Genomic DNA, 22,515 nt, shown 5'->3' with positions numbered 1-22,515 from the left:
ATGCGTTTGAACTTTTCAAGAAGTGCCGCACTGATTGCCATCGTGGCCGCATCGGCATCCGCGACCTCGGTCAAGGCCGAGGATGTGGAGGTCTTGCACTGGTGGACGTCCGGCGGTGAAGCCTCGGCGCTCAACGTCCTGAAGGAAAATCTCGAGGAACAGGGCATCGGCTGGCAGGATATGCCGGTTGCCGGCGGCGGCGGCGAACAGGCCATGACCGTTCTGCGTGCCCGGGTCACCGGTGGCAACCCGCCATCGGCCGTGCAGATGCTCGGCTTCGACATCACCGACTGGGCCAATGAAGGCGCGCTCGCCAACCTCAACGACATCGCGGCGGAAGAAAACTGGGATGCCGTGGTTCCGGCGGCACTCCAGAAATTTTCCAAGCACGACGGCGAATGGGTTGCAGCACCGGTCAACGTCCACTCCACAAACTGGGTCTGGGCCAACAAGTCTATCCTCGATGAACTTGGTATCGAACAGCCAGAAACCTGGGATGAGCTGATCGCCGCCATGGACAAGGTCCAGGCTTCGGGCAAGGTTGCGGTCGCGCATGGTGGACAGGCCTGGCAGGATGCAACGATCTTCGACGCTGTGTTGATGGCAACCGGCGGCCCGGAATTCTATCAGGCATCGATGATCGATCTTGACCCGGAAGCGCTTGGCTCCGACACGATGACGGAAGTCTTCGACCGCATGACCGTGATCCGCGGCTATGTCGATGACAACTTCTCAGGTCGCGACTGGAACCTGGCGTCCGCCATGGTCATCAATAATGATGCCGCCTTCCAGTTCATGGGCGACTGGGCCAAGGGCGAATTTCTGAAGGCGGGGCAGACACCGGGAGAAGACTTCCTGTGCTTCCGCTTCCCCGGCACCCAGGACCAGGTGACGTTCAACTCCGACCAGTTCGCCTTCTTCGAGCAGGGCGACGAGCCGACCGCCGAACAGACAGCGCTGGCCAAGGCGATCCTGTCGCCGGAATTCCAGTCGGCCTTCAACGTGGTCAAGGGCTCGGTTCCCGCGCGAACCGATGTTTCCGACGAGGCCTTTGATGCCTGTGGCAAGCAGGGCATGGCCGATCTCGCGGCAGCATCGGAAAGCGGCAACCTGTTCGGCTCCATGGCCCATGGCCACGCCAATCCGGCATCGGTCAAGAACGCCATGTATGATGTGATCACCGCTCACTTCAACGGTGAGTATGATAGCGAAACGGCAACTCAGGAAATGGTTACTGCCGTGCAGATTGCACAGTAATAGCTGCCATCTTCCGGAGAGGGCTTCGGCCCTCTCCGCTTGGGCCACTTGCCCGGGGGTGACGCAATGTGAGGCCGCGAATATCGCGCGCGCCCGACCCGACACAGCATAATACCGGCGGCACCTGTGTGCCCGCCTTTCCGGAGGATTGGAATGGCTTCGTCTGCAGCAAGACGAGGGACCGCGGGGGATTTTCTGCGCGACGCCCTGCCGAAAATCGTGCTCAGCCCGTCCTTGGCGATGGTGTTGATCTTCGTCTACGGCTTCATCGCCTTCACGCTCTATCTGTCGTTTACCGACAGCCGTATCCTGCCGAGCTATGACCTCGTCGGCTGGAAGAACTACATCAATCTCTTCAGGCTGCGCGCCTGGTCGATCGCGGTCAAGAACGTCGTCATCTTTGGCGGGCTCTATATCGTATTCTGCTGCTTTATTGGCCTGATGCTGGCGATCTTCCTCGACCAGAAGATCCGCGCCGAAGGGTTCATCCGCTCGATCTATCTCTATCCGATGGCGCTGTCCTTCATCGTCACCGGCACGGCCTGGAAATGGTTTCTCGATCCGGGCATCGGGCTTGAGGCGGTTGTGCATTCCTGGGGCTGGACCAGTTTCCAGTTCAACTGGATCAAGTCCAACCAGATGGCGATCTACACCATCGTCATTGCCGCCGTCTGGCAGACCTCTGGCTTCGTCATGGCGATGTTCCTTGCCGGGTTGCGCGGCATTGACGGCGAGGTGCTGAAGGCCGCCCAGATCGATGGCGCCTCCAACTTTTCGCTCTATCGCCGCATCGTCATTCCGCAGCTTCGCCCCGCCTTCATGTCGGCCATCGTGGTGCTCGCCCATATGGCGATCAAATCCTACGACCTCGTGATCGCGCTGACCGGCGGAGGACCCGGACGGGCCACAGAGCTTCCGGCGACCTTCATGTATTCCTACACATTCACCCGCAATCAGATGGGCATTGGTGCTGCTTCCGCCGTGATCATGCTGATGTCGATTGCCGCGATCATGGTACCCTATCTGTGGTCGGAACTGAGGGAGAAGCAGCAATGAGCTCCAACGCTTCGACCCAGGTCGTCTCGACCGGACGTACGGCGCGGTTCCTGATTTATACGGTTCTTCTGCTGTTTTGCCTTTACTACCTGCTGCCGCTTTATGTGATGCTGGTCAATTCGCTCAAACCCTTGCGCGAAATCCAGTCGGGCGGAATGATGAACCTGCCCGACGCGCTGACCTTCGAGCCTTGGAAGAGCGCATGGTCGACGGCACAGATCGGCGTGCAGGCAACCGGTCTCAAACCCTATTTCATGAATTCGATCCAGATGGTGGTGCCGGCGGTGGCGATCTCCACCGTGCTCGGCGCGCTCAACGGCTATGTGCTGACCAAATGGCAGTTCCGCGGTCACAAGATCATCTTCGGCCTGCTTTTGTTTGCCTGCTTCATTCCGTTCCAGATCGTGCTGATCCCGATGGCGCGGATCCTCGGCATCATGGGGATTGCCGGCTCGGTGCCGGGACTGATCTTCGTGCATCTGGTCTATGGTATCGGCTTTTCGACCCTTTATTTCCGCAATTACTACGCCCAGTTCCCCGATGAGTTGGTGCGCGCGGCGATGATTGACGGCGCTGGATTTTTCACCATCTTCCGCCGCATCATGCTGCCGTCATCCGGGCCAATCGCGGTGGTCTGCATCATCTGGCAGTTCACCAATATCTGGAACGACTTCCTGTTCGGTGCATCGTTCTCCGATTTCAACAGCCAGCCGATGACGGTGGCGCTCAACAATCTCGTTCAGTCCTCCACCGGTGTGAAGGAATACAATGTTCATTTCGCCGGCGCGATCATGGCAGCATTGCCGACGCTGCTCGTTTACATCGTCGCCGGACGCTACTTCGTGCGCGGCCTGATGGCCGGTAGCGTGAAAGGGTAAAAGCATGGGTTTTCTCAAGATCGATCACGTCACCAAGAGCTTTGGCGCGCTGACCGTGCTGCATGAGACGAATATCGCCGTCGAGGAAGGCGAGTTTCTCGTGCTTGTCGGTCCGTCCGGCTGCGGCAAGTCGACACTTTTGAACATGATTGCGGGGCTGGAGCCGACCTCTGGCGGTGATATTTCCATCAACGGCCGCTCGATGAACGGCGTGCGGCCCGCTGACCGCAACATCGCCATGGTGTTCCAGTCCTACGCGCTCTATCCGAACATGAATGTTGGCGAGAACATTTCCTTCGGGCTGGAAATGCACGGCGTGCCCAAGCCGGAGCGCGACAAGGCTATCGATCGGGTCGCCGATCTTTTGCAGATCACGCACCTCCTGAAGCGCAAGCCCGGTCAGCTTTCCGGCGGCCAGCGTCAGCGTGTGGCCATGGGCCGGGCGCTGGTGCGCGATCCGGATGTCTTTCTCTTTGACGAACCGCTGTCGAACCTCGATGCCAAGCTGCGTGTCGACATGCGCACCGAGATCAAGAAACTGCACCAGAAACTCGGCACCACGATCGTCTACGTCACCCATGACCAGATCGAGGCGCTGACGCTTTCAACCCGGATTGCAGTGATGTTCGGTGGGCATGTGCAGCAGCTCGGTACGCCCAAGGAGATTTACGACAACCCGGCCAACATCTTCGTTGCCGGCTTCATGGGCTCTCCGTCGATGAACCTGTTTCCGGCAAGGATTGTGGTGGACGACGGCAAGGCGGCGGCCGAATTCGCGCTTACCGATGGTGGGGCCGCACGGTTGCCCTTTCCGGGCGATGCCATGGCACAACATAACGGCCGCGACATCATTCTGGGTATCCGTCCGGAAGCCGTCACCGATGAGCTCGGCGCTGACCGCTCTTCCAATGCCGTGCACACGGTTGACGCCAGGGTCGAGGTTACGGAGCCGGCGGGTTCTGACCTGTTCGTGGTTACCCAGCTTGGCGGCAAGGAGGTCACGGCGCGTTTCCGCGCCGATGTCGAGGTCAAGCCGGGCGATACTTTCCCCTTTGCCGTCAATATGGAAAAGGCGGTGGCCTTCGATCCCGAAACCGAACAGCGCGTTGGTTAAGCCATGAACCGGTCACCCGATGTCGTTATCATCGGCTCCGGCATGGGGGGCGCGACGCTGGCCGCCGCGCTCGCCCCGAGCGGAGCCGAAATCATCATTCTGGAGCGCGGCGAACAGATCCCCGATGATGCCCCGGCGCGCGATCCCGACCGCATCTACAAGAACAGCGCCTTCCGCTCCGAGGAGACCTGGCTGGATGCGGCGGAAAACCGGTTTTCGCCCGGCAACTATTACAATGTCGGCGGTAATTCGAAATTCTACGGTGCGGTGCTGCTGCGCTACCGCAAGCAGGATTTTCAGGCGATGGAACATGAGGGCGGTATCTCGCCCGCATGGCCGTTCCCCTATGAGACCCTTGCGCCCTATTACGCGGCTGCGGAAAAGCTCTACCGGGTGCGGGGCGATGTGACGAGCGATGCCAGCGAGCCACCCCATGAAGATGCCTATCCCTATCCGCCGGTTCCCGACGAGCCGGCGATTGCCGCCGTGCGCCAACGACTTGAAAAGGTCGGCGTTCAGCCGTTCACCCTGCCGCTCGGCGTCGACATCGATACCTGGCTTTCCAACGGTCGCGATGGCTGGGATGGCTATCCCGATATCCGTTCCGGCAAGATGGACGCGGAAACCTGCGGGCTGGCGGCGGCATTGTCTCATGACAATGTGCGGCTGGTGACCGGCGCGCAGGTCACCGGGCTTGATAGAGACCCGGATGGGCGCCGGATTGCCAGCGTCACGTATCGAAAGGGTAGCGAAACCGTGACGCTGACGCCGCGTTTGGTGGCCCTTGCCGCCGGTGCGGTGCAGAGCGCGGCATTGCTGCTCAGAAACGGGCTTGCCAATGCGTCCGGTCAGGTCGGTCGTAATTTCATGAACCACAATGCCTCGGCGCTGATCGCCTATGATCCGCGCTTGGTGAATGACAGCGTCTACCAGAAGACCTTCGGCATCAATGAATGGTATCTGAGCGACGGGCATAACGGACCGCCGCTCGGCAATGTCCAGCTTCTGGGCCGTGTGGTGCCGAAAATCCTGAAGGCCAATGTGCCCGCACTGCCAATGGCCGCCTGCCGCCATATCTCGCGCCACGCCGTCGACTTTTACGCGATTTCAGAAGACCTGCCGGACCCTGAAAGCCGGGTCATGGTGAAGGGCGATGATATCCAGCTGATCTGGCGACGATCCAATATGGCCGCGCACCACAAGCTTGTTGAAAAGATGAAGAAGACGCTGAAGGCTGCCGGCTTCCCGGTCGTTCTCTCGCGGCTCTTCGATGGCCGCGTGCCCTCGCACCAATGCGGCACGGCACATATCGGCAGCGATCCGGCAAAGGCTGTGCTTGATCCCGACTGCCGCAGTTTCGACCATGACAATTTGTTTGTCACCGATGCTTCGGCGCTGCCGACCTCGGCCGCCGTCAACCCGGCGCTGACGGTCGCAGCCCTTGCGATGAAGGCTGCCGATGCGATCAGGAAGGAGCTTGGCGCATGAGCGGAAAGGTTGCGCTGGTCACGGGCGGCCAGCAGGGCATCGGCCTCGGCATTGCCACAGCACTTGCCGAGGCGGGGTTTGCCGTGGCGATCGCCGCCGAGGCCGCTTCCGATGCACCGGCCGTCGTCGCGGCGCTGGCAAGGCTTGGTGATCGCGCACGCTATTTCCGGCACGATATCCGTGACCTCGACGGCATAGCGACGCTTCTCGATGCGGTCGAGGACAGCCTCGGCCTGGTGACCACGCTGGTCTCCAATGCGGGTGTCGGCGCGCCGGTGCGTGGTGACATGCTGGATCTTACACCGGAGAACTTCGATTTTGTGATGTCGGTCAACCTGCGGGGGTCTTTTTTCCTTGCGCAGGAAACCGCACGGCGCATGACCGCGCAAAAACAGGTCTCACTTCCCCGCTCCATCATCTTCATCACCTCCGTCAGCGCGACAATGGTTTCGGTTGAGCGCGCCGAATACTGCATCTCCAAGGCAGGCGCGGCGATGATGGCGCAGCTCTTCGCCACGCGGCTGGCCGCTGACAACATCGGTGTCTTCGATATCCGCCCCGGCATCATCGAGACCGGCATGACGGCGGGCGTGAAGGACAAATACACTGCCCGCATCGAAGACGGCCTGGTGCCCGCCGCTCGCTGGGGTACGCCGGAAGATATTGGCAAGGCCGTCCTGCCGCTCGCTGAAGGGCGCTTCACCTTTGCCACCGGCACGGTGATCGCCGCCGACGGCGGGTTGTCGATCGCGCGGCTGTGAGCATGGGTGGCCGGCATTGAGCCGGCGCTGATCCACCAATCGCACCGCTTGAAGAGGGGATGAGGTGCTCTCTTCACAGAAATTCAGGATACGTCAAAATAGGAATTGGAACGTTCCTAATCTCATGCTAGAACGCCCACGGGAGGAAATTGCATGGCCTATGATTTCATCATTGTCGGCGGTGGTTCGGCGGGTTGCGTTCTGGCGGCAAGGCTGTCGGAAAATCCCGATGTCAACGTGTTGCTGCTGGAGGCAGGTGCGCGCGACAGCCATCCGTTCTACACGCTACCTGCCGGTTTTGCGAAGATGACCAAGGGCATCGGCAGCTGGGGCTGGCACACGGTGCCGCAAAAACATATGAACGGCATGTCGATCCGCTTCACCCAGGCCAAGGTGATCGGCGGCGGCTCGACCATCAACGCCCAGATCTATACCCGCGGTAACCGTCTCGATTATGATGAATGGCGCCAGATGGGCTGCACCGGCTGGGGTTATGACGATGTCCTGCCCTTCTTCAGGAAGGCCGAGGACAATGACACCTATGACAATGAATTTCACGGCAAGGGCGGCCCGCTCGGGGTTTCCAAACCGGCAGCGCCGCTGCCGATCTGCGAGGCCTATTTCAAGGCGGCGCAAGAGCTTGGCATTCCCTTCAACGAAGATATGGCCGGGGCAAAACAGGATGGCGTCGGCTATTACCAGCTCACCCAGAAGAACGCCCGCCGTTCGTCGGCCTCGAAAGCCTATCTCGCCGCGGCGCGCGACCGGGAAAACCTGACCATCCGCACCGGTGTCGAAACCCGCCGCCTGCGTGTTGAAAATGGCCGCGTGACCGGCGTCGAGACGGCCAACGGCGAGGTCCTCACCGCATCATGCGAAGTGCTGCTGTCGGCAGGTGCCATTGGCTCGCCACGGTTGTTGATGCTCTCCGGAATCGGACCCGTAGACCATCTCCGCGATGTCGGCATCGAGGCGGTGTTCGACCATCCGGGTGTCGGCGCTGACCTGCAGGACCATCTCGATCTCTTCACCATTCTCGAATGTGCCGGCGATTTCACCTATGACAAATATGCCAGTGCCCATGTGGTCGGCGGTTGCGGGCCTGCAATATGTCCTGACCCGCAAGGGACCGGTCGCTTCGAGCCTGTTTGAGACCGGCGGGTTCTGGTATGCGGAGGAGGGCGCACGCTCGCCGGATATCCAGTTCCATCTCGGCCTCGGCTCCGGCATCGAGGCAGGCGTGGACAAGATGGAAAATCCGGGCGTGACGCTGAATTCTGCCTATCTGAGGCCCCGTTCGCGCGGCAGCGTGCGGTTGAAATCGGCCAATCCGGCCGATGCGCCGCTGATCGACCCGAATTACTGGGCCGATCCGCATGACCGCGAGATGTCGATCCGCGGGCTGAAGCTGGCGCAGGAAATCATGCACCAGGAGGCACTCGCGCCGTTCATCAAGCGCGAGATGATTCCGGGGCCGGAGGTCAAGACCGACGCCGACTATTTCAACTATGCCTGCCGCCACGCCAAGACCGACCATCACCCGGCCGGCACCTGCCGCATGGGCAGTGATGAGCGCGCCGTGGTCGATCCGGCGTTGAAGTTCAACGGCCTGAAAGGCCTGCGCGTGGTCGATGCCTCGATCATGCCGCAGCTGATTTCCTCCAACACCAATGCAGCGGCCATCATGATCGGTGAAAAGGCCGCCGACATGATCGCTCGCGAATACCGGCTTGGAGGGCTTGCGGAGCAGGGCGAAAACTCTCTATCTGCAACAGCTGACTGAAAAGGGCCGGATATGGCGAGACGACCGACAATCATCGATGTGGCCCGCCATGCAGGGCTTTCCAAATCGACGGTTTCGCTCGTTTTGCAGAATTCACCGCTGGTGAAAAAGGAGACCCGCGCCCGTGTCGAACAATCGATGCAGGCGTTGAACTATGTCTATAACCGCGCTGCGGCCAACCTGCGCGGGGCCGAGGCCGGGCTGATCGGTCTCGTTATCAATGATCTTCGCAATCCGTTCTTCGCCGAGTTTGCAGCCAGCGCCCAGATGACCTTCGCCGAGCACGGTTTTGCCACCGTGATCGCCAATACCGACGAGGATGTCGGGATACAGGATCAGGTGATCGCCTCGATGGTCGAGCACGGGGTTTCGGCGCTGATCATGTCGCCGGCCTATGGCGATGATGGCGCTGTGTTCGAGCGGATCGCGCGCGCAGGCCTGCCGGCGTTGCAGGTGCTGCGCATGGCCAGTGCCGACACCGCACGTTTTCCCTTTGCCTCGCTGGATTACGAGGGGGAGTCTGGAAGCGGCTCGCCATCTCGTTGAAGCGGGTGCTGCAAACATCGCCTTTGTCGGCGGCTTGCCGGACCGGGCCGTGACCCATGAGCGGATGGCTGGATACCGCGCCGTGATCGCCGAGACCGGGGCCGAGGATTTCATCCTGCTGGGCCGCCCGACGCGCGCCTTCGGCCGTGATGCAGCACTGAAGCTTGCGCGCGATCCCCGTAAGCTCGATGCCGTGCTCTGCTTTAACGATCTGGTGGCGCTGGGCATGATGGCAGGCTTTGCGGAGGCCGGGGTCGCTGTCGGCCGCGATATCGCGCTGATCGGTTTCGATGACATCGAGGAATGCGCGCTGGCCTTTCCGAAATTATCCTCCGTCCACTGTGATATCGGCGCCTTTGGCTGCCATGCCGCCGCCACCATGCTGGCCTGGCTGGAAACCGGAGAACGGCCGCCTGAAAAGGCGTTTTCACCGGTGACACTGACGGTGCGCGATACCAGCGGTCGCCATTAGTTTGTTTGCCTGCTCCCGGTGGACGGGAATACGGCAAAATTCTCATGGAAAGTCACCGCGATCTGACGATGTGCAAGGCATCAAGGCGCGAATCGGTTCATCGATAGAGCTGGCCGAAAACACCATATATTGACGCAGTGTCGAAGCGATACACTACATACGGTGCGGCCATGATCTCTAGATGAGGGGAACTGATCATGCCGGAATCGCGTGTCGCGATGGAAAAACTGTCCGCTGCAACAGAAGAAAGACTGCCATCCGTCGTTGTCAAACGAAACGGAACGCGTGTGCCATTTTCGGCGGAAAAGATCGAACGCGCCATCGCCAAGGCAGGCGACGCCACCGAGGCTTTCGGCCTAGGCGAAGCACGCAGGCTGACGGACCAGGTGACCAAGGTCGTGAGCCACAGTGCGCTGAATGACGCAATCGATATCGAGCGCGTGCAGGATATCGTCGAACAGGTGCTGATTTCGGCCAATTTCTTCGAGACCGCGCGCGCCTATATTGTCTACCGTGAGAAACACGCCAAGCTGCGCGAAAGCGGTAAGGTCGCCGTCGATGTGATTTCCTCGATCGACGAATATCTCGACCGCTCCGACTGGCGGGTCAACGCCAATGCCAACCAGGGCTATTCGCTGGGCGGGTTGATCCTCAATGTTTCCGGCAAGGTGGTCGCCAATTACTGGCTTTCCCATGTCTATGCGCCGGAAATCGGCGAAGCCCACCGCGCAGGCGATCTGCATATCCATGACCTCGACATGCTGTCGGGATACTGCGCCGGATGGTCGCTTCGAATGCTTTTGACCGAGGGACTGAATGGCGTGCCCGGCAAGGTCGAGGCCGATCCGCCGAAACACATGTCGTCGGCCGTTGGCCAGATCGTCAATTTCCTCGGCACGCTGCAGAATGAATGGGCTGGTGCACAGGCGTTTTCGTCGTTCGACACCTATATGGCGCCGTTCATCCGCAAGGATAATCTCGCTTACGAAGATGTGCTGCAGTCGATCCAGGAACTGATCTACAATCTGAACGTCCCTTCGCGCTGGGGCACGCAGACACCGTTTACGAACCTGACCTTCGACTGGGTCTGCCCAGATGACCTGAAAGACCAGCATCCGATCATCGGTGGTGAGGAATTGCCGTTTGCCTATGGCGAGCTGCAGGTCGAAATGGACATGATCAACCGTGCTTATATGGAAGTCATGACTAGAGGTGACGCCAAGGGCCGGGTGTTCACCTTCCCGATCCCGACCTACAACATCACACCGGACTTTCCTTGGGAAAGCGAGAATGCCACACGGCTTTTTGAAATGACGGCGAAATACGGCCTGCCCTATTTTCAGAATTTTCTGAATTCGGAACTCTCACCAAACATGGTGCGGTCGATGTGCTGCCGTCTGCAGCTCGACCTGACGGAACTTCTGAAGCGCGGCAACGGGCTTTTCGGCAGTGCCGAACAGACTGGCTCGCTCGGCGTCGTCACCATCAATTGCGCCCGCCTCGGCTTTACCCACAAGGGCGACGAAGCCGGACTTCTGGCGCGTCTGGACGAATTGCTCGACCTTGGCCGCGACAGCCTCGAAATCAAGCGCAAGGTGATCCAGCGGCTGATTGACGAGGGTTTGTTCCCCTATACCAAGCGCTATCTCGGCACGTTGCGCAATCATTTCTCCACGCTCGGCGTCAACGGCGTCAACGAGATGATCCGCAACTTCACCGGCGACCGTGAGGATATCACCACTGAAGAGGGATACGCACTGGCGCTGCGCCTGCTGGATCATGTCCGCGAAAAGATCGTTTCCTACCAGGAAGAAACCGGCCACCTCTATAATCTTGAGGCGACACCGGCTGAAGGCACCGCGCATCGTTTTGCCCGCGAGGACAAAAAGCGCTTCCCCGAGATCATTCAGGCCGGCACCGAGGATCAGGCCTATTACACCAATTCCAGCCAGCTTCCCGCCGGCTTTACCGATGATCCGTTTGAGGCGCTTTCACGACAGGAAGTGCTGCAGAAGAAATATACCGGTGGCACAGTGCTGCATCTCTACATGGGCAGCCGCATGTCTTCCGGCGAGGCCTGCAAGAACCTTGTGCGCCGTTCACTGAGCAATTTCCGCCTGCCCTATATCACCGTTACGCCGACATTCTCCATCTGCCCGACGCATGGTTACATCGAGGGTGAACATGCGTTCTGCCCGAAATGCGATGCCGAAAAGCTGGCGAAGAAACGCGCAACACTCATTGCTGCCGAATGAAAGGAAAGAAACATGTCCCTTATGGAAAATGACATTGCTGCAGACGCCGAAATCACGCTCTCGGACGAAGAGCGCCAGCCCTGCGAAATCTGGACGCGGGTGATGGGCTATCACCGCCCGGTTTCCTCGTTCAACCGCGGCAAGAAGGGCGAATTCACTGAGCGCCGCTATTTCCGGGAAGTGTCGCATGGCCAGGTTACAGCAAATAACGGCCAGTAACCTCAGCGTTGGCGGGCTGGAACCGTTCTCGCTTTGCGACTGGCCCGACAGGATCGTCGCCACGCTCTTCCTTCAGGGATGTCCGTGGCGCTGCCCCTACTGCCATAACCCGTCGCTGCTGGATGCGGCAGCAAAGACGGATTTCAGCTTCGACGCTATTCTCGGTTTTCTTGAAAGCCGGCGCGGTCTTCTGGACGGCGTCGTCTTTTCCGGGGGCGAACCGACCTTGCAAAAGGCATTGTTGCCGGCAATGGAAGCGGTGCGCGCCATGGGCTTCAAAGTCGGCCTGCATTCCGGCGGGGTCTATCCCGAAAGGCTGCGGGATGCGCTTGCCCTGGCTGACTGGATCGGCCTCGACATCAAGGCCCCGACACACGCCTATGACCGGATGACCGGCACGCCGCAAAGTGCAGCCCATGCCTTCGAAAGTCTGGACTATGTGCTTGAAAGCGGAATCGACTATGAGGTCCGCACCACGGTGCATGAACGCCTGCTCTCAGAGGCTGACATCGAAATGCTGCGGCGCCAGCTTGCCGCGCGCGGCGTGACAAACTGGAAACGCCAGACATACCGTACCACCGGCGTCGATACCGAACGGATGAACCGGGCGCTCAAGGATCGTGAAAGTACGATGACCGCCTGATAAAGAGCAGCCGTTGCAAATCCGAACAGGCGCGACCCATTTTTGCCTTGATTGCGAACAATACTCGAAATCGGAACAACAAGTCTTGAAGCCAATAAAGCGCATTTCCATATAGCTTCTAACGGCAGTTTTTATGCCGGTACAAAGCGAGGAAAACTTAAGATGAACGAGACCGCATTGTTGCGTCCGGCGTGGACGCCACTCACGATCGCCCTGATGGTGATCGGCTTTGTCGTCTTCTGGCCGCTGGGCCTTGTCATGCTTGCATACATCATCTGGGGCGACAGGCTGAACATGAACAAGGGTGAGTGGAAACGCTCGGCCGAGCGGGCTTTTGGCTCCTGCAAGCGCAATATGCGCAATGCGGACACCACCATGCATCCGACCGGCAATGCCGCCTTCGATGAGTGGCGCCGCAGCGAAATGGAACGGATTGAGGCAGAGCGTCGCAAGCTTGACGAGATGCACGCCGAATTCGACCGCTATAGTGATGAACTGCGCAAGGCACGCGACCGTGAGGAATTCGACCGGTTCATGCGTGAGCGCGGTGGCAACTTCAATGCTTCCGGATCAAACCCTGCGCCCGGGGCATAACAACCCCGGGGCATAACAACAAAGTGACCTCCGACACTTTCCGGCATTGCCCTTTCCCCCAGGGCGGTGCCGTTTTTTTATGCCCGCTTCTGGTGCGCCGGTGAGAAAAGCGCTACCCCTCTCCAAAACGACCGGAAGAATGAGCGGATACGTGGAAAAGCGCGCGAAAACCACGACGATTGATCTTGGCGGCAGGCTGCTGCCACTCAACCTGAAGACGAACGCGCGCGCCCGCCGGATGACGCTGAAGATCGAGCCAGGCGGCCATGCCATAAGCCTGACCGTGCCGCCCGGCCTTGCCCGCCACGAGGTCGATGGCTTCCTGCGCCGCCATCATGACTGGCTGCTGGAACGCATGACCCGGTTTGAAGGCCGCAGCAACCATATCGCCGACGGCGGCACGGTTTCGGTCTTCGGCATTCCGCACACCATCCGCCACAGCGGCAATCTGCGCGGCGTCACCGAAAGCCGGGATGACGGCGAGGGCCGGGTGTTGCTGGTGTCCGGCCCGGCAGAAAGCATCGGTCGCAGGGTCGCCGATTACCTGAAGAAGGAGGCGCGGCGCGAGATCACCGAACGGGTAAAGTTTCATGCGGCGGCCAGCGGAAAGTCCTATGCGGCGATTTCCTTCAAGGACACGCGCTCGCGCTGGGGGTCGTGCTCTTCGGTCGGCAATCTCAATTTCTCCTGGCGTATCGCCATGGCGCCCTTGTTCGTGGTTGATTATCTCGCCGCCCACGAGGTCGCCCATCTTTCCCAGATGAACCATGGCCCGCACTTCTGGGCGTTGTGCGAGAAACTCTGCCCGCGCACACCGGAGGCGCGGCAATGGCTGAAGACTGAAGGTTCGTTTCTGCATGCGGTCCGCTTCGAGACGCCCGTTCTGTGATGAAGCCTTCGCAGTCCACCCCTGTTTGTGATAGAAAAGACCGATGAAAAGACCGGACATCAAGATCTGCGGGATCAGAGCCAGAGAGACGCTCGACCATGTGATTGCCCGCGGCGCCAGCCATGTTGGCTTCATCTTCTTCGAGAAGAGCCCGCGCCATGTGGATATCGACGTCGCCGCTTCGCTGATCGAGCATGTGCGCGGCCGGGCGAAGACGGTTGCCGTCACCGTCAATGCCGATAATGAGGCGCTTGAGGAAATCGTCTATGGCGCGCGGCCCGATATGCTGCAGCTGCATGGCAAGGAAAGCCCCGACCGGGTGGTGACCGTGAAGGCGCTATACGCGCTGCCGGTGATCAAGGCGTTTTCGGTCCGCAACCCGCAGGACCTTGGCTTCGTGGGCGACTATGAAGATGTCGCCGATCGCATTCTGTTCGATGCCAAGCCGCCTGAAAATGCAGCCCTTCCCGGTGGAAACGGCATCGCCTTTGATTGGCGCTTGCTTGCCGGCTATCAGGCGACTATCCCTTGGTTTCTGTCCGGCGGCCTGAATGCAGATAATGTGGGTGCCGCGCTCAATGAAATCCAAGCGCCGGGCCTGGACGTATCATCGGGTGTGGAAAGCGCGCCCGGCATCAAGGATCCGGCCCGGATCGATGCCTTTTTTGATGCCGTTGAAAAAGCGCTGATGCGCCAGACGGCCTGATGGAGACTGACGTGAACGAGACGCCAAAACCAAACTCCTTCAAATCCGGCCCCGACGAGAGCGGTCTGTTCGGCATTTTCGGCGGACGCTTCGTGGCTGAAACACTTATGCCGCTGATCCTGGACCTGCAGGCGGAGTGGGAAAAGGCCAAGATCGATCCGGCTTTCGAGGCGGAGCTGACGTCGCTCGGCAAGCATTATACCGGCCGCCCGAGCCCGCTCTATTATGCCGAACGGCTCTCCGAGCATCTCGGCGGCGCCAAGATTTACTTCAAGCGCGAGGAGTTGAACCACACCGGCTCGCACAAGATCAACAATTGCCTCGGTCAGATCCTGTTGGCCAAGCGCATGGGCAAGACCCGGATTATCGCGGAGACCGGTGCCGGCCAGCATGGCGTGGCGTCTGCCACCGTTGCCGCCCGCTTCGGTCTGCCCTGCGTGGTCTATATGGGGGCAACCGATGTTGAGCGTCAGGCGCCCAACGTGTTCCGCATGAAGCTTCTCGGTGCCGAGGTGATACCGGTGACGGCCGGCCACGGCACGCTGAAGGACGCGATGAACGAGGCGTTGCGCGACTGGGTCACCAATGTCGATGACACCTATTACCTGATCGGCACGGCTGCAGGCCCGCACCCCTATCCGGAAATGGTCCGCGATTTCCAGTCCGTGATCGGCACGGAAGCGCGCGAACAGATGATGGAGGCCGAAGGCCGGCTTCCCGATCTGGTGATTGCGGCTGTCGGCGGCGGTTCGAATGCCATCGGCATTTTCCACCCCTTCCTCGATGATCCAGATGTCAAGATTGTCGGCGTTGAAGCCGGCGGGCGCGGGCTTGAGGGTGAAGAGCATTGCGCTTCGCTGACGGCGGGCGCACCCGGCGTGCTTCATGGCAACCGCACCTATCTGCTGCAGGATGGCGACGGCCAGATCAAGGAAGGCCATTCGGTCTCCGCCGGGCTTGATTATCCGGGCATCGGGCCGGAGCATTCATGGCTCAATGATATCGGGCGTGTGGATTATGTGCCGATCCTCGACGACGAGGCGCTGGAAGCCTTTCAGCTTATGACCCGGCTTGAGGGCATCATTCCGGCGCTGGAACCCAGCCACGCGATCGCCGAGATCATCAAGCGCGCGCCGAAGATGGGCAAGGACGAGATCATTCTCGCCAACCTCTCCGGTCGCGGCGACAAGGACGTCCACACTGTTAGCAAGATCCTCGGCATGGAGATGTGAGGCGATGACGGTGGCGCGCGCTGCAACCATTGAGGAAATGTCGGACATGGCCGAAGCGCTGTTCGACATTATCGAGGAACAAACCGCAGACGTGCCGGATCTGCGCCGCGCCGTGGTGGAAGCACTCGCACACCAGAACCTTTACAATATCGAGATGGCGGCAGCCCTTTCGGCATTTTCTGAGGGCAGGCCTGCCGATGCCGAACTGGATAGTCTGGTCCTGAACATGAAGGCGGTGCACAAATCGCTGGTAAAGGCGATTTCGGCCTGGAACCAGGCGGAATAGCGTGGATCGACGCCGGGACAGTGCGTGAAAGGGAGGTCATGAAAGCCGAAACGCTGGCTGAACGATATTCCCCGAGGGTTGCAGGTTTTGTGCGCGACGTTCACGCAGATGGCGGTCTGGTCAAGTTGAACGGCATTTCGACGTCGCCGGAACTCGATTTTTCAGACGCCGAGCTTGAAGCAGCGGTTGCCGTTGTGGAGACGGCGAAGACCGACCGGGCGCACCTGAATGCAGGGTTTGCGGTATTGCATCGCGGCGAGGACGGTTTGTGGCTGTTGCTGCACTGGTGGCTTGAGGGCGGTATCGCCTCGCACGCCATGTGGCAGGCTGAACTTGGCGATGGATCGCCACGGTTTTCACCGGTTCCGGCAGGGGTTCTGGCCTGCGTCTGGGAGCTGGGTGTTATTGATTTTGAGCGGAAGGCGTTTATGGATACCGCTTTGTCTGGAGCGCCGCTTACCGACTATTTCGCATCGAGGATGCCACGGAGTACAGTATGACCGAACGTATGGAAAAACGCTTTGCCGCACTGAAGGCCGAGGGCCGGCCGGCGCTGATCACCTATTTCATGGGCGGCGACCCCGATTTCGAAACCTCGCTGGCCATCATGAAGGCGCTGCCGAAGGCGGGCGCCGATGTGATTGAACTCGGCATGCCGTTTTCAGACCCGATGGCTGACGGCCCGGCGATCCAGATGGCAGGGTTGCGCGCGCTCAAGGGCGGTCAGACGCTGGAAAAGACGCTGGAACTGGCTCGCCGGTTCCGTGAAGACGACGCCGATACGCCGATCGTGATGATGGGCTATTACAATCCGATCTATATCTATGGTGTCGAGCGCTTCGTCGAGGTTGCCCTTGACGCTGGCATTGACGGTCTGATCATCGTCGACCTGCCGCCGGAGATGGACAATGAACTCTGCCTGCCGGCGCTTGCGAAAGGGCTCAATTTCATCCGTCTGGCCACACCGACGACCGATGAGAAGCGTCTTCCGGCGGTTTTGAAGAACACATCCGGCTTCGTCTACTACGTCTCGATGAACGGTATTACCGGATCGGCGCTGCCGGATCCTTCGCGTGTTGGGGCTGCGGTGTCGCGCATCAAGGCGCATACCGATCTTCCCGTCTGCGTTGGTTTCGGCGTGAAGACGGCCGAACATGCTCGCCTCATTGGTGCGGCGGCCGATGGCGTCGTGGTCGGCACGGCGGTCGTCAACCAGATCGCCGGCACGCTTGATGCCAATGGCAAGGGCGGCAAGGACACGGTTGACGCGGTTTCGACCTTTGTTCGCGGGCTTTCGAGCGGCGTTCGCGATGCCCGCCTTGCGGCGGCGGAGTAAATCTGGCAAACCGCAGGCAATGCTATTCAGGAGGTTCCTTTGGTGAACTGGATAACCAATTATGTGCGGCCGCGGATCAACTCCATGTTCGGCCGGCGCGAAGTTCCCGAGAATTTGTGGATCAAGTGTCCCGAAACCGGGGCCATGGTGTTTCATACCGATCTGGAAGAAAACAAGTGGGTGATCCCCTCGTCCGGCTTCCACATGAAGATGCCGGCACGCGCTCGCCTTGCCGACCTGTTTGATGAGGGCAAGTTCGAGGACCTGCCGCAGCCGAAGGTGGCGCAGGACCCGCTGAAATTTCGCGATTCCAAGAAATATGCCGACCGCTTGAAGGAAAACCGCACCAAGACTGGCCAGGAAGACACGATTGTCGCCGGTGTCGGCGCGCTTGAGGGCCTGAAGCTGGTTGCCGTGGTTCACGAGTTCAAGTTTCTGGGCGGCTCGCTCGGCATGGCGGCTGGCGAAGCGATCATCCAGGCTTTTGACCGCGCGCTGAAAGAACACTGCCCGCTGGTGATTTTTCCGGCTTCCGGCGGCGCGCGCATGCAGGAAGGCGTGTTGTCGCTGATGCAGATGCCGCGTGTGACCGTGATGGTCGAGTTGATGCGCGAGGCAGGCCTGCCCTATATCGTCGTGCTGACCAACCCGACGACCGGTGGTGTTTCCGCCTCCTATGCGATGCTGGGCGACCTGCACATTGCCGAACCCGGCGCCGAAATCGGCTTTGCCGGGCGTCGCGTGATCGAGCAGACCATTCGCGAGCAGCTTCCCGATGGTTTCCAGACCGCGGAATATCTGCTGGATCACGGAATGGTCGATATGGTGGTCGTTCGTCACGATATTCCCGAAACGCTGGCCCGCATCCTGAAGATCATGACCGGCGCACCGGCAACGGCCAATGCCATGCTGGAGCCGCCGAAGCATCAGGATGCTATCGCTGACGAGACGCCGCATGAAACGCTCGAACGCGACGAGGCACCGGCACCGGCACCGCAGAAATGAAGCGGCAAAAGCCGCTGGCGGTCAGACCCGGCAAGGTGGCGCGGGGAAGCTGTCCCCGGTGCTAGCTACCGGGAACAAGAGTGAAGCAGGGCGCGGCTGAGAGAAGCCCGGCGCCCCGGAAATCGGACCAATCATGGACAAGCATTCCCTCGGCGCTGCCGAGCGTGTGATCGATCACCTGATGCAATTGCATCCCAAGGGCTTCGATCTGTCGCTCGAGCGGATCCGGATCCTTCTCGGAAAGCTCGGCAATCCGCATCTATCGCTGCCGCCGGTGATCCACATCGCCGGTACAAATGGCAAGGGCTCGGCAAGCGCCTTTACCCGGGCGCTGCTGGAAGCCGGGGGCCTTTCTGTTCACGTTCATTCCTCTCCGCATCTGGTGCGCTGGCATGAGCGCTTCCGTATCGGCGGTCCTGGTGGCACCAGCGGCTATGTTGACGACCAATTGCTGGCGGAAACACTGAAACGCGTGGAAGCGGCCAATGCGGGCGCGACTGCCACGGTGTTTGAATTGCTGACAGCGGCGACGTTCGTGCTTTTTGCGGAAATTCCTGCCGATGCAGTGGTGCTGGAGGTTGGTCTTGGCGGGCGTTTCGATGCTACCAACATCATCGACAAACCGGCCGTCAGCGTCATCATGCCGATCTCGCTCGATCATCAGGCCTATCTCGGGGACCGCGTCGAGCTGATTGCCGCTGAAAAGGCCGGGATAATGAAGAAGGGCGTGCCGGTTGTCATTGGCCAGCAGGAAAATGAAGCGGCCGAGGAGGTGTTGATTGCGACCGCCGACAGGCTTGGCTGCCCGCTGCATCTTTACGGCCAGGATTACGGCGCGCATGAGGAACACGGTCGGCTGGTCTATCAGGACGGCGACGGGCTGATGGACCTGCCACTGCCGGCGCTGCCCGGCCGCCACCAGTATGCCAATGCCGCTGCCGCTATCTCGGCGGTGAAGGCCGCAGGTTTCGCTATTGACGAGCGCGCCGTGGAAACGGCCATGCGCAATGTGTTCTGGCCCGCACGCCTGCAACGGCTGACAGAGGGCGATCTGGTAACGGCTGCGCCGGAAGGCAGCGAAATCTGGCTGGATGGCGGGCATAATCCCGGCGCTGGCGAGGTGATTGCCGAAGCGCTCGCCGGTTTCGAAGAGCGCGATCCGCGCCCGCTGTACCTGATCATCGGCATGATCAACACCAAAGACCCATTCGGCTTTTTCGAGCATTTCGCAGGGCTGACAAACTATGTCTATTGCGCGCCGATCAAGGGCACCGAGGCCTTCATCGATCCCGTTGCGCTTGCCTCATCTGCTGCCGATGCCGGTCTGTCTGCAGAACCGGTTTCCTCGATCGGCGAGGCGCTGGCCGCGATTTGTCTGCGGGTGCGCGCCGACCAGCCAGCGCCGCGCATCCTGATCGGTGGATCGCTCTATTTTGCGGGCAATGCGCTTTTTGAAAACGGCACGCCGCCGCTCTGATGCGCCTGAATTTCAAACAGAGCGGCCGCAGTGAAATCGCTTTCGCTGCGGCCGGTTTGTATTTGATCAGTAGCGGTAGTGTTCCGGCTTGAACGGGCCTTCCGGCGTCACGCCGATATAGGCAGCCTGTTCGTCCGACAGAACCGTCAGCTTGGCGCCGAGCTTGTCGAGATGAAGGCGGGCAACCTTCTCATCGAGATGCTTCGGCAGAACATGGACGGTGTTTTCGTATTTGTCGCGATGCAGGAAGATTTCCATCTGTGCCAGAACCTGATTGGTGAACGAGGCTGACATCACGAAGGAGGGGTGACCGGTGGCATTGCCGAGGTTCAGAAGGCGACCTTCGGATAGCAGGATCAACCGCTTGCCGTCAGGAAAGGCGATCATGTCGACCTGCGGCTTGATATTGGTCCATTTGTAATTGCGGAGCGAATTGACCTCGATTTCGTTGTCGAAATGGCCAATATTGCCGACAATCGCCATATCCTTCATCTCGCGCATATGCTCGAGGCGGATAATGTCCTTGTTGCCGGTGGTGGTGACGAAGATATCGGCAGTGGAAACGACGTCTTCCAGAAGCACGACCTCGAAACCGTCCATGGCGGCCTGAAGCGCGCAGATCGGATCGGCTTCCGTCACCTTGACGCGCGCGCCAGCACCGACGAGCGAAGCCGCGCAGCCCTTGCCGACATCGCCATAGCCACAGACGACAGCGACCTTGCCTGCCATCATCACGTCGGTGGCGCGACGGATACCGTCGACCAGCGATTCCTTGCAGCCATACTTGTTGTCGAATTTCGACTTGGTGACCGAGTCATTGACGTTGATGGCCGGGAAGGGGAGCTGGCCGGCGCGTGCAAGCTGATAAAGCCGGTTGACGCCGGTGGTGGTTTCTTCTGTCACACCCAGAAGCGCATCGCGCTGCCTGGTGAAGAAGCCGGGGGTTTCCGCCATGCGCTTCTTGATCTGGGCGAACAGCACTTCCTCTTCTTCAGAACCGGGCTTGGACAGCACATCTTCACCAGCTTCAGCGCGTGCGCCGATCAGGATATACATGGTGGCGTCGCCGCCATCATCGAGGATCAGGTTTGAATGGCCGCCATCGGTCCACTGGAATATCTGGTCGGTATAGGTCCAGTATTCGGCAAGGGTCTCGCCCTTGACCGCATAGACCGGCGTGCCGGTAGCGGCGATCGCGGCGGCGGCATGGTCCTGGGTAGAGAAAATGTTGCACGACGCCCAACGTACATCGGCGCCAAGTGCCTTCAACGTTTCGATCAGCACGCCGGTCTGGATCGTCATATGCAGCGAACCGGAAATCCGCGCGCCCTTCAGCGGTTGGCTTTCGCCGAACTCCTCGCGCGCGGCCATCAGGCCCGGCATTTCGGTTTCGGCGATATCCAGTTCCTTGCGGCCGTAATCGGCCAGCGCGATATCGGCAACGATGAAATCTTCTGTGGCGCTCATTGATAACTCCCGAGGCAAAAGCATGGTGCGGCGTCGGGCCCGGTCATGCGGGCAACGCGCTTTATTCAGTTTGCACCGTTAGTAACAGCCTCGGAAGAAACTGACAAGAAAGACATAAAGAAATCTTTATGTCTTTCTCTCGCCGTTTGCCTACTGGTCGGCCTTAAATCCACCGATGAGGTGGGTTCCTTCCTTCCCGCCCTGACCGTTGATGACATAGGTACCACCCATGGCCTTCGCCGCATCTCCGTAAAATGCCCCGTCAACCTGGGAGGTATTTTGGTCGATAACGCTAGTGTGGTATGCGTACTGACTTCCGTATATTTTGGTAAGAGCGATCTTTCCCGGGTCGGATTTAAATTCGGCTCCGTCGATTGTTCCTCTGAAATCAACAGAGTTCCCGGGTGTAACGCCTATCCTTCCGAAAAGAGTCCCGTGCGCAAAATCGACTTGAGCAGAGAAGGGACCGTCTATCGCTCCGGATGACCCGGCAGCTTGAACCGCAAATCCGGATTGACTTCCGTTATACGAGGCGTACCCCTCAGTCGGCATGTTTTCCGTCAGGCCCTCCGTCGAGCGGAAGGCATAATAGGCGGCATCATTGCCCGGAACATCGTGGGCATCGATGACCGCGACGATCGGATCATCGTCCAGGCTGTAGGTGGTCATATAGGCTGTTGCTTGACCGTTTGATCCGCCATTGCCGCTTCTGGGCGTAAAAGTCCGCTCATCGCCGGCATAGGCGCCTTCAAGAATCTGCACCGTCAGGGTCCCATCGTCATTGCGAGTGAATAGTGCCTTGGAATCCTCTGATTGCCACTGATCAGCGCCTTCATCAAACGTCACGACCGCAGAGTAACCAAGTGCGTTAGGCTCCAGCCCCCCACCGCTGCTGCCGCCTCCGCTGCAGCCTGCAAGCGCTGTCAGCGCCACCGCACCCGCCAGCTTCAGATAAATCGTCGTCATGTCCCTGACCCCCAAAGATCCATGTCAGTCTTAACTACTCGTAAATCATGTTTCGCAACCCTTACGGGCGGGGTCAAGCGAAAGG

The 22,515-nt window shown here is 59.8% G+C and carries 22 protein-coding genes and 1 pseudogene; 21 read left to right on the top strand and 2 right to left on the bottom strand.

All coding sequences use genetic code 11. The annotated features are described in order from the left end of the window. The 21 genes and pseudogenes from AC0L7L_RS17570 to AC0L7L_RS17470 all read left to right on the top strand — a co-directional run bounded on the left by AC0L7L_RS17570 (nt 1) and on the right by AC0L7L_RS17470 (nt 19,997). Complete coding sequence (locus AC0L7L_RS17570) at nt 1–1,257, top strand: ABC transporter substrate-binding protein (protein ID WP_272213361.1); 1,257 nt, start codon at nt 1–3, stop codon at nt 1,255–1,257. 153 nt (nt 1,258–1,410) lie between these two features. Further along, nucleotides 1,411–2,313 (top strand): carbohydrate ABC transporter permease, encoded by a 903-nt coding sequence (locus AC0L7L_RS17565; protein ID WP_473510384.1) that lies wholly within the window; start codon nt 1,411–1,413, stop codon nt 2,311–2,313. Beyond that, a complete protein-coding gene (locus AC0L7L_RS17560; protein WP_272213360.1) occupies nt 2,310–3,191 on the top strand; it encodes a carbohydrate ABC transporter permease in 882 nt (293 codons plus the stop codon). The genes AC0L7L_RS17565 and AC0L7L_RS17560 overlap by 4 nt, the downstream gene beginning before the upstream one ends. A 4-nt stretch (nt 3,192–3,195) precedes the next feature. Beyond that, nucleotides 3,196–4,305: an ABC transporter ATP-binding protein gene (locus AC0L7L_RS17555; RefSeq protein ID WP_473510381.1), complete on the top strand. Its 1,110-nt coding sequence runs from the start codon at nt 3,196–3,198 to the stop codon at nt 4,303–4,305. 3 nt (nt 4,306–4,308) lie between these two features. After that, the gene (locus AC0L7L_RS17550; protein ID WP_473510379.1) at nt 4,309–5,793 is read left to right on the top strand and encodes a GMC oxidoreductase; all 1,485 of its coding nucleotides are present in this window, start codon (nt 4,309–4,311) and stop codon (nt 5,791–5,793) included. After that, complete coding sequence (locus AC0L7L_RS17545) at nt 5,790–6,554, top strand: 3-ketoacyl-ACP reductase (protein ID WP_473510377.1); 765 nt, start codon at nt 5,790–5,792, stop codon at nt 6,552–6,554. The genes AC0L7L_RS17550 and AC0L7L_RS17545 overlap by 4 nt, the downstream gene beginning before the upstream one ends. 153 nt (nt 6,555–6,707) lie before the next feature. Continuing rightward, nucleotides 6,708–8,337: pseudogene (locus AC0L7L_RS17540) on the top strand (GMC family oxidoreductase). Nucleotides 8,338–8,349: 12 nt separating this feature from the next. Continuing rightward, nucleotides 8,350–8,883 carry a LacI family DNA-binding transcriptional regulator gene (locus tag AC0L7L_RS17535; RefSeq protein ID WP_272213354.1) on the top strand — a complete coding sequence of 178 codons (534 nt, stop codon included), beginning with the start codon at nt 8,350–8,352 and terminating at the stop codon, nt 8,881–8,883. Further along, nucleotides 8,807–9,355, top strand: coding sequence for a substrate-binding domain-containing protein (locus AC0L7L_RS17530; protein ID WP_473510375.1), 549 nt, complete (start codon nt 8,807–8,809; stop codon nt 9,353–9,355). The genes AC0L7L_RS17535 and AC0L7L_RS17530 overlap by 77 nt, the downstream gene beginning before the upstream one ends. A gap of 197 nt (nt 9,356–9,552) precedes the next feature. After that, nucleotides 9,553–11,610, top strand: a complete 2,058-nt coding sequence (locus AC0L7L_RS17525) for a ribonucleoside triphosphate reductase (RefSeq protein WP_473510373.1) — start codon at nt 9,553–9,555, stop codon at nt 11,608–11,610. 12 nt (nt 11,611–11,622) lie between these two features. Beyond that, nucleotides 11,623–11,829 (top strand): anaerobic ribonucleoside-triphosphate reductase, encoded by a 207-nt coding sequence (nrdD, locus tag AC0L7L_RS17520; RefSeq protein WP_272213352.1) that lies wholly within the window; start codon nt 11,623–11,625, stop codon nt 11,827–11,829. Beyond that, nucleotides 11,798–12,472 carry an anaerobic ribonucleoside-triphosphate reductase activating protein gene (locus AC0L7L_RS17515; RefSeq protein WP_272213351.1) on the top strand — a complete coding sequence of 225 codons (675 nt, stop codon included), beginning with the start codon at nt 11,798–11,800 and terminating at the stop codon, nt 12,470–12,472. The genes nrdD and AC0L7L_RS17515 overlap by 32 nt, the downstream gene beginning before the upstream one ends. Before the next feature lie 162 nt (nt 12,473–12,634). Beyond that, complete coding sequence (locus AC0L7L_RS17510; protein WP_272213350.1) at nt 12,635–13,066, top strand: DUF2852 domain-containing protein; 432 nt, start codon at nt 12,635–12,637, stop codon at nt 13,064–13,066. Between the two features lie 139 nt (nt 13,067–13,205). After that, nucleotides 13,206–13,955 carry a M48 family metallopeptidase gene (locus AC0L7L_RS17505; RefSeq protein ID WP_473510370.1) on the top strand — a complete coding sequence of 250 codons (750 nt, stop codon included), beginning with the start codon at nt 13,206–13,208 and terminating at the stop codon, nt 13,953–13,955. Between the two features lie 43 nt (nt 13,956–13,998). Continuing rightward, nucleotides 13,999–14,661, top strand: coding sequence for a phosphoribosylanthranilate isomerase (locus tag AC0L7L_RS17500; protein ID WP_473510368.1), 663 nt, complete (start codon nt 13,999–14,001; stop codon nt 14,659–14,661). An 11-nt stretch (nt 14,662–14,672) separates the two neighbouring features. Further along, the gene (gene trpB, locus AC0L7L_RS17495) at nt 14,673–15,893 is read left to right on the top strand and encodes a tryptophan synthase subunit beta (RefSeq protein WP_272213345.1); all 1,221 of its coding nucleotides are present in this window, start codon (nt 14,673–14,675) and stop codon (nt 15,891–15,893) included. Nucleotides 15,894–15,897: 4 nt separating this feature from the next. After that, nucleotides 15,898–16,179, top strand: a complete 282-nt coding sequence (locus AC0L7L_RS17490; protein WP_473510365.1) for a hypothetical protein — start codon at nt 15,898–15,900, stop codon at nt 16,177–16,179. Between the two features lie 38 nt (nt 16,180–16,217). Further along, nucleotides 16,218–16,679: a hypothetical protein gene (locus tag AC0L7L_RS17485; protein WP_272213343.1), complete on the top strand. Its 462-nt coding sequence runs from the start codon at nt 16,218–16,220 to the stop codon at nt 16,677–16,679. Continuing rightward, nucleotides 16,676–17,515, top strand: coding sequence for a tryptophan synthase subunit alpha (gene trpA / locus AC0L7L_RS17480; RefSeq protein WP_272213342.1), 840 nt, complete (start codon nt 16,676–16,678; stop codon nt 17,513–17,515). The genes AC0L7L_RS17485 and trpA overlap by 4 nt, the downstream gene beginning before the upstream one ends. Nucleotides 17,516–17,557: 42 nt before the next feature. After that, a complete protein-coding gene (gene accD / locus AC0L7L_RS17475; protein WP_272213341.1) occupies nt 17,558–18,520 on the top strand; it encodes an acetyl-CoA carboxylase, carboxyltransferase subunit beta in 963 nt (320 codons plus the stop codon). Nucleotides 18,521–18,653: 133 nt separating this feature from the next. Then, the gene (locus tag AC0L7L_RS17470; protein WP_473510362.1) at nt 18,654–19,997 is read left to right on the top strand and encodes a bifunctional folylpolyglutamate synthase/dihydrofolate synthase; all 1,344 of its coding nucleotides are present in this window, start codon (nt 18,654–18,656) and stop codon (nt 19,995–19,997) included. Between the two features lie 66 nt (nt 19,998–20,063). Here AC0L7L_RS17470 and ahcY read toward each other — a convergent pair whose 3' ends face one another. Together ahcY and AC0L7L_RS17460 are read right to left on the bottom strand one after the other, a co-directional pair. Next, nucleotides 20,064–21,464, bottom strand: a complete 1,401-nt coding sequence (gene ahcY, locus AC0L7L_RS17465; RefSeq protein ID WP_473510360.1) for an adenosylhomocysteinase — start codon at nt 21,462–21,464, stop codon at nt 20,064–20,066. Nucleotides 21,465–21,614: 150 nt separating this feature from the next. Continuing rightward, complete coding sequence (locus tag AC0L7L_RS17460; RefSeq protein WP_473510358.1) at nt 21,615–22,430, bottom strand: transferrin-binding protein-like solute binding protein; 816 nt, start codon at nt 22,428–22,430, stop codon at nt 21,615–21,617. Between the last annotated feature and the right edge of the window lie 85 nt (nt 22,431–22,515).

This window comes from Martelella sp. K41-7 (genome assembly GCF_055808365.1).
This window is presented reverse-complemented; position numbering and strand designations above follow the sequence as displayed.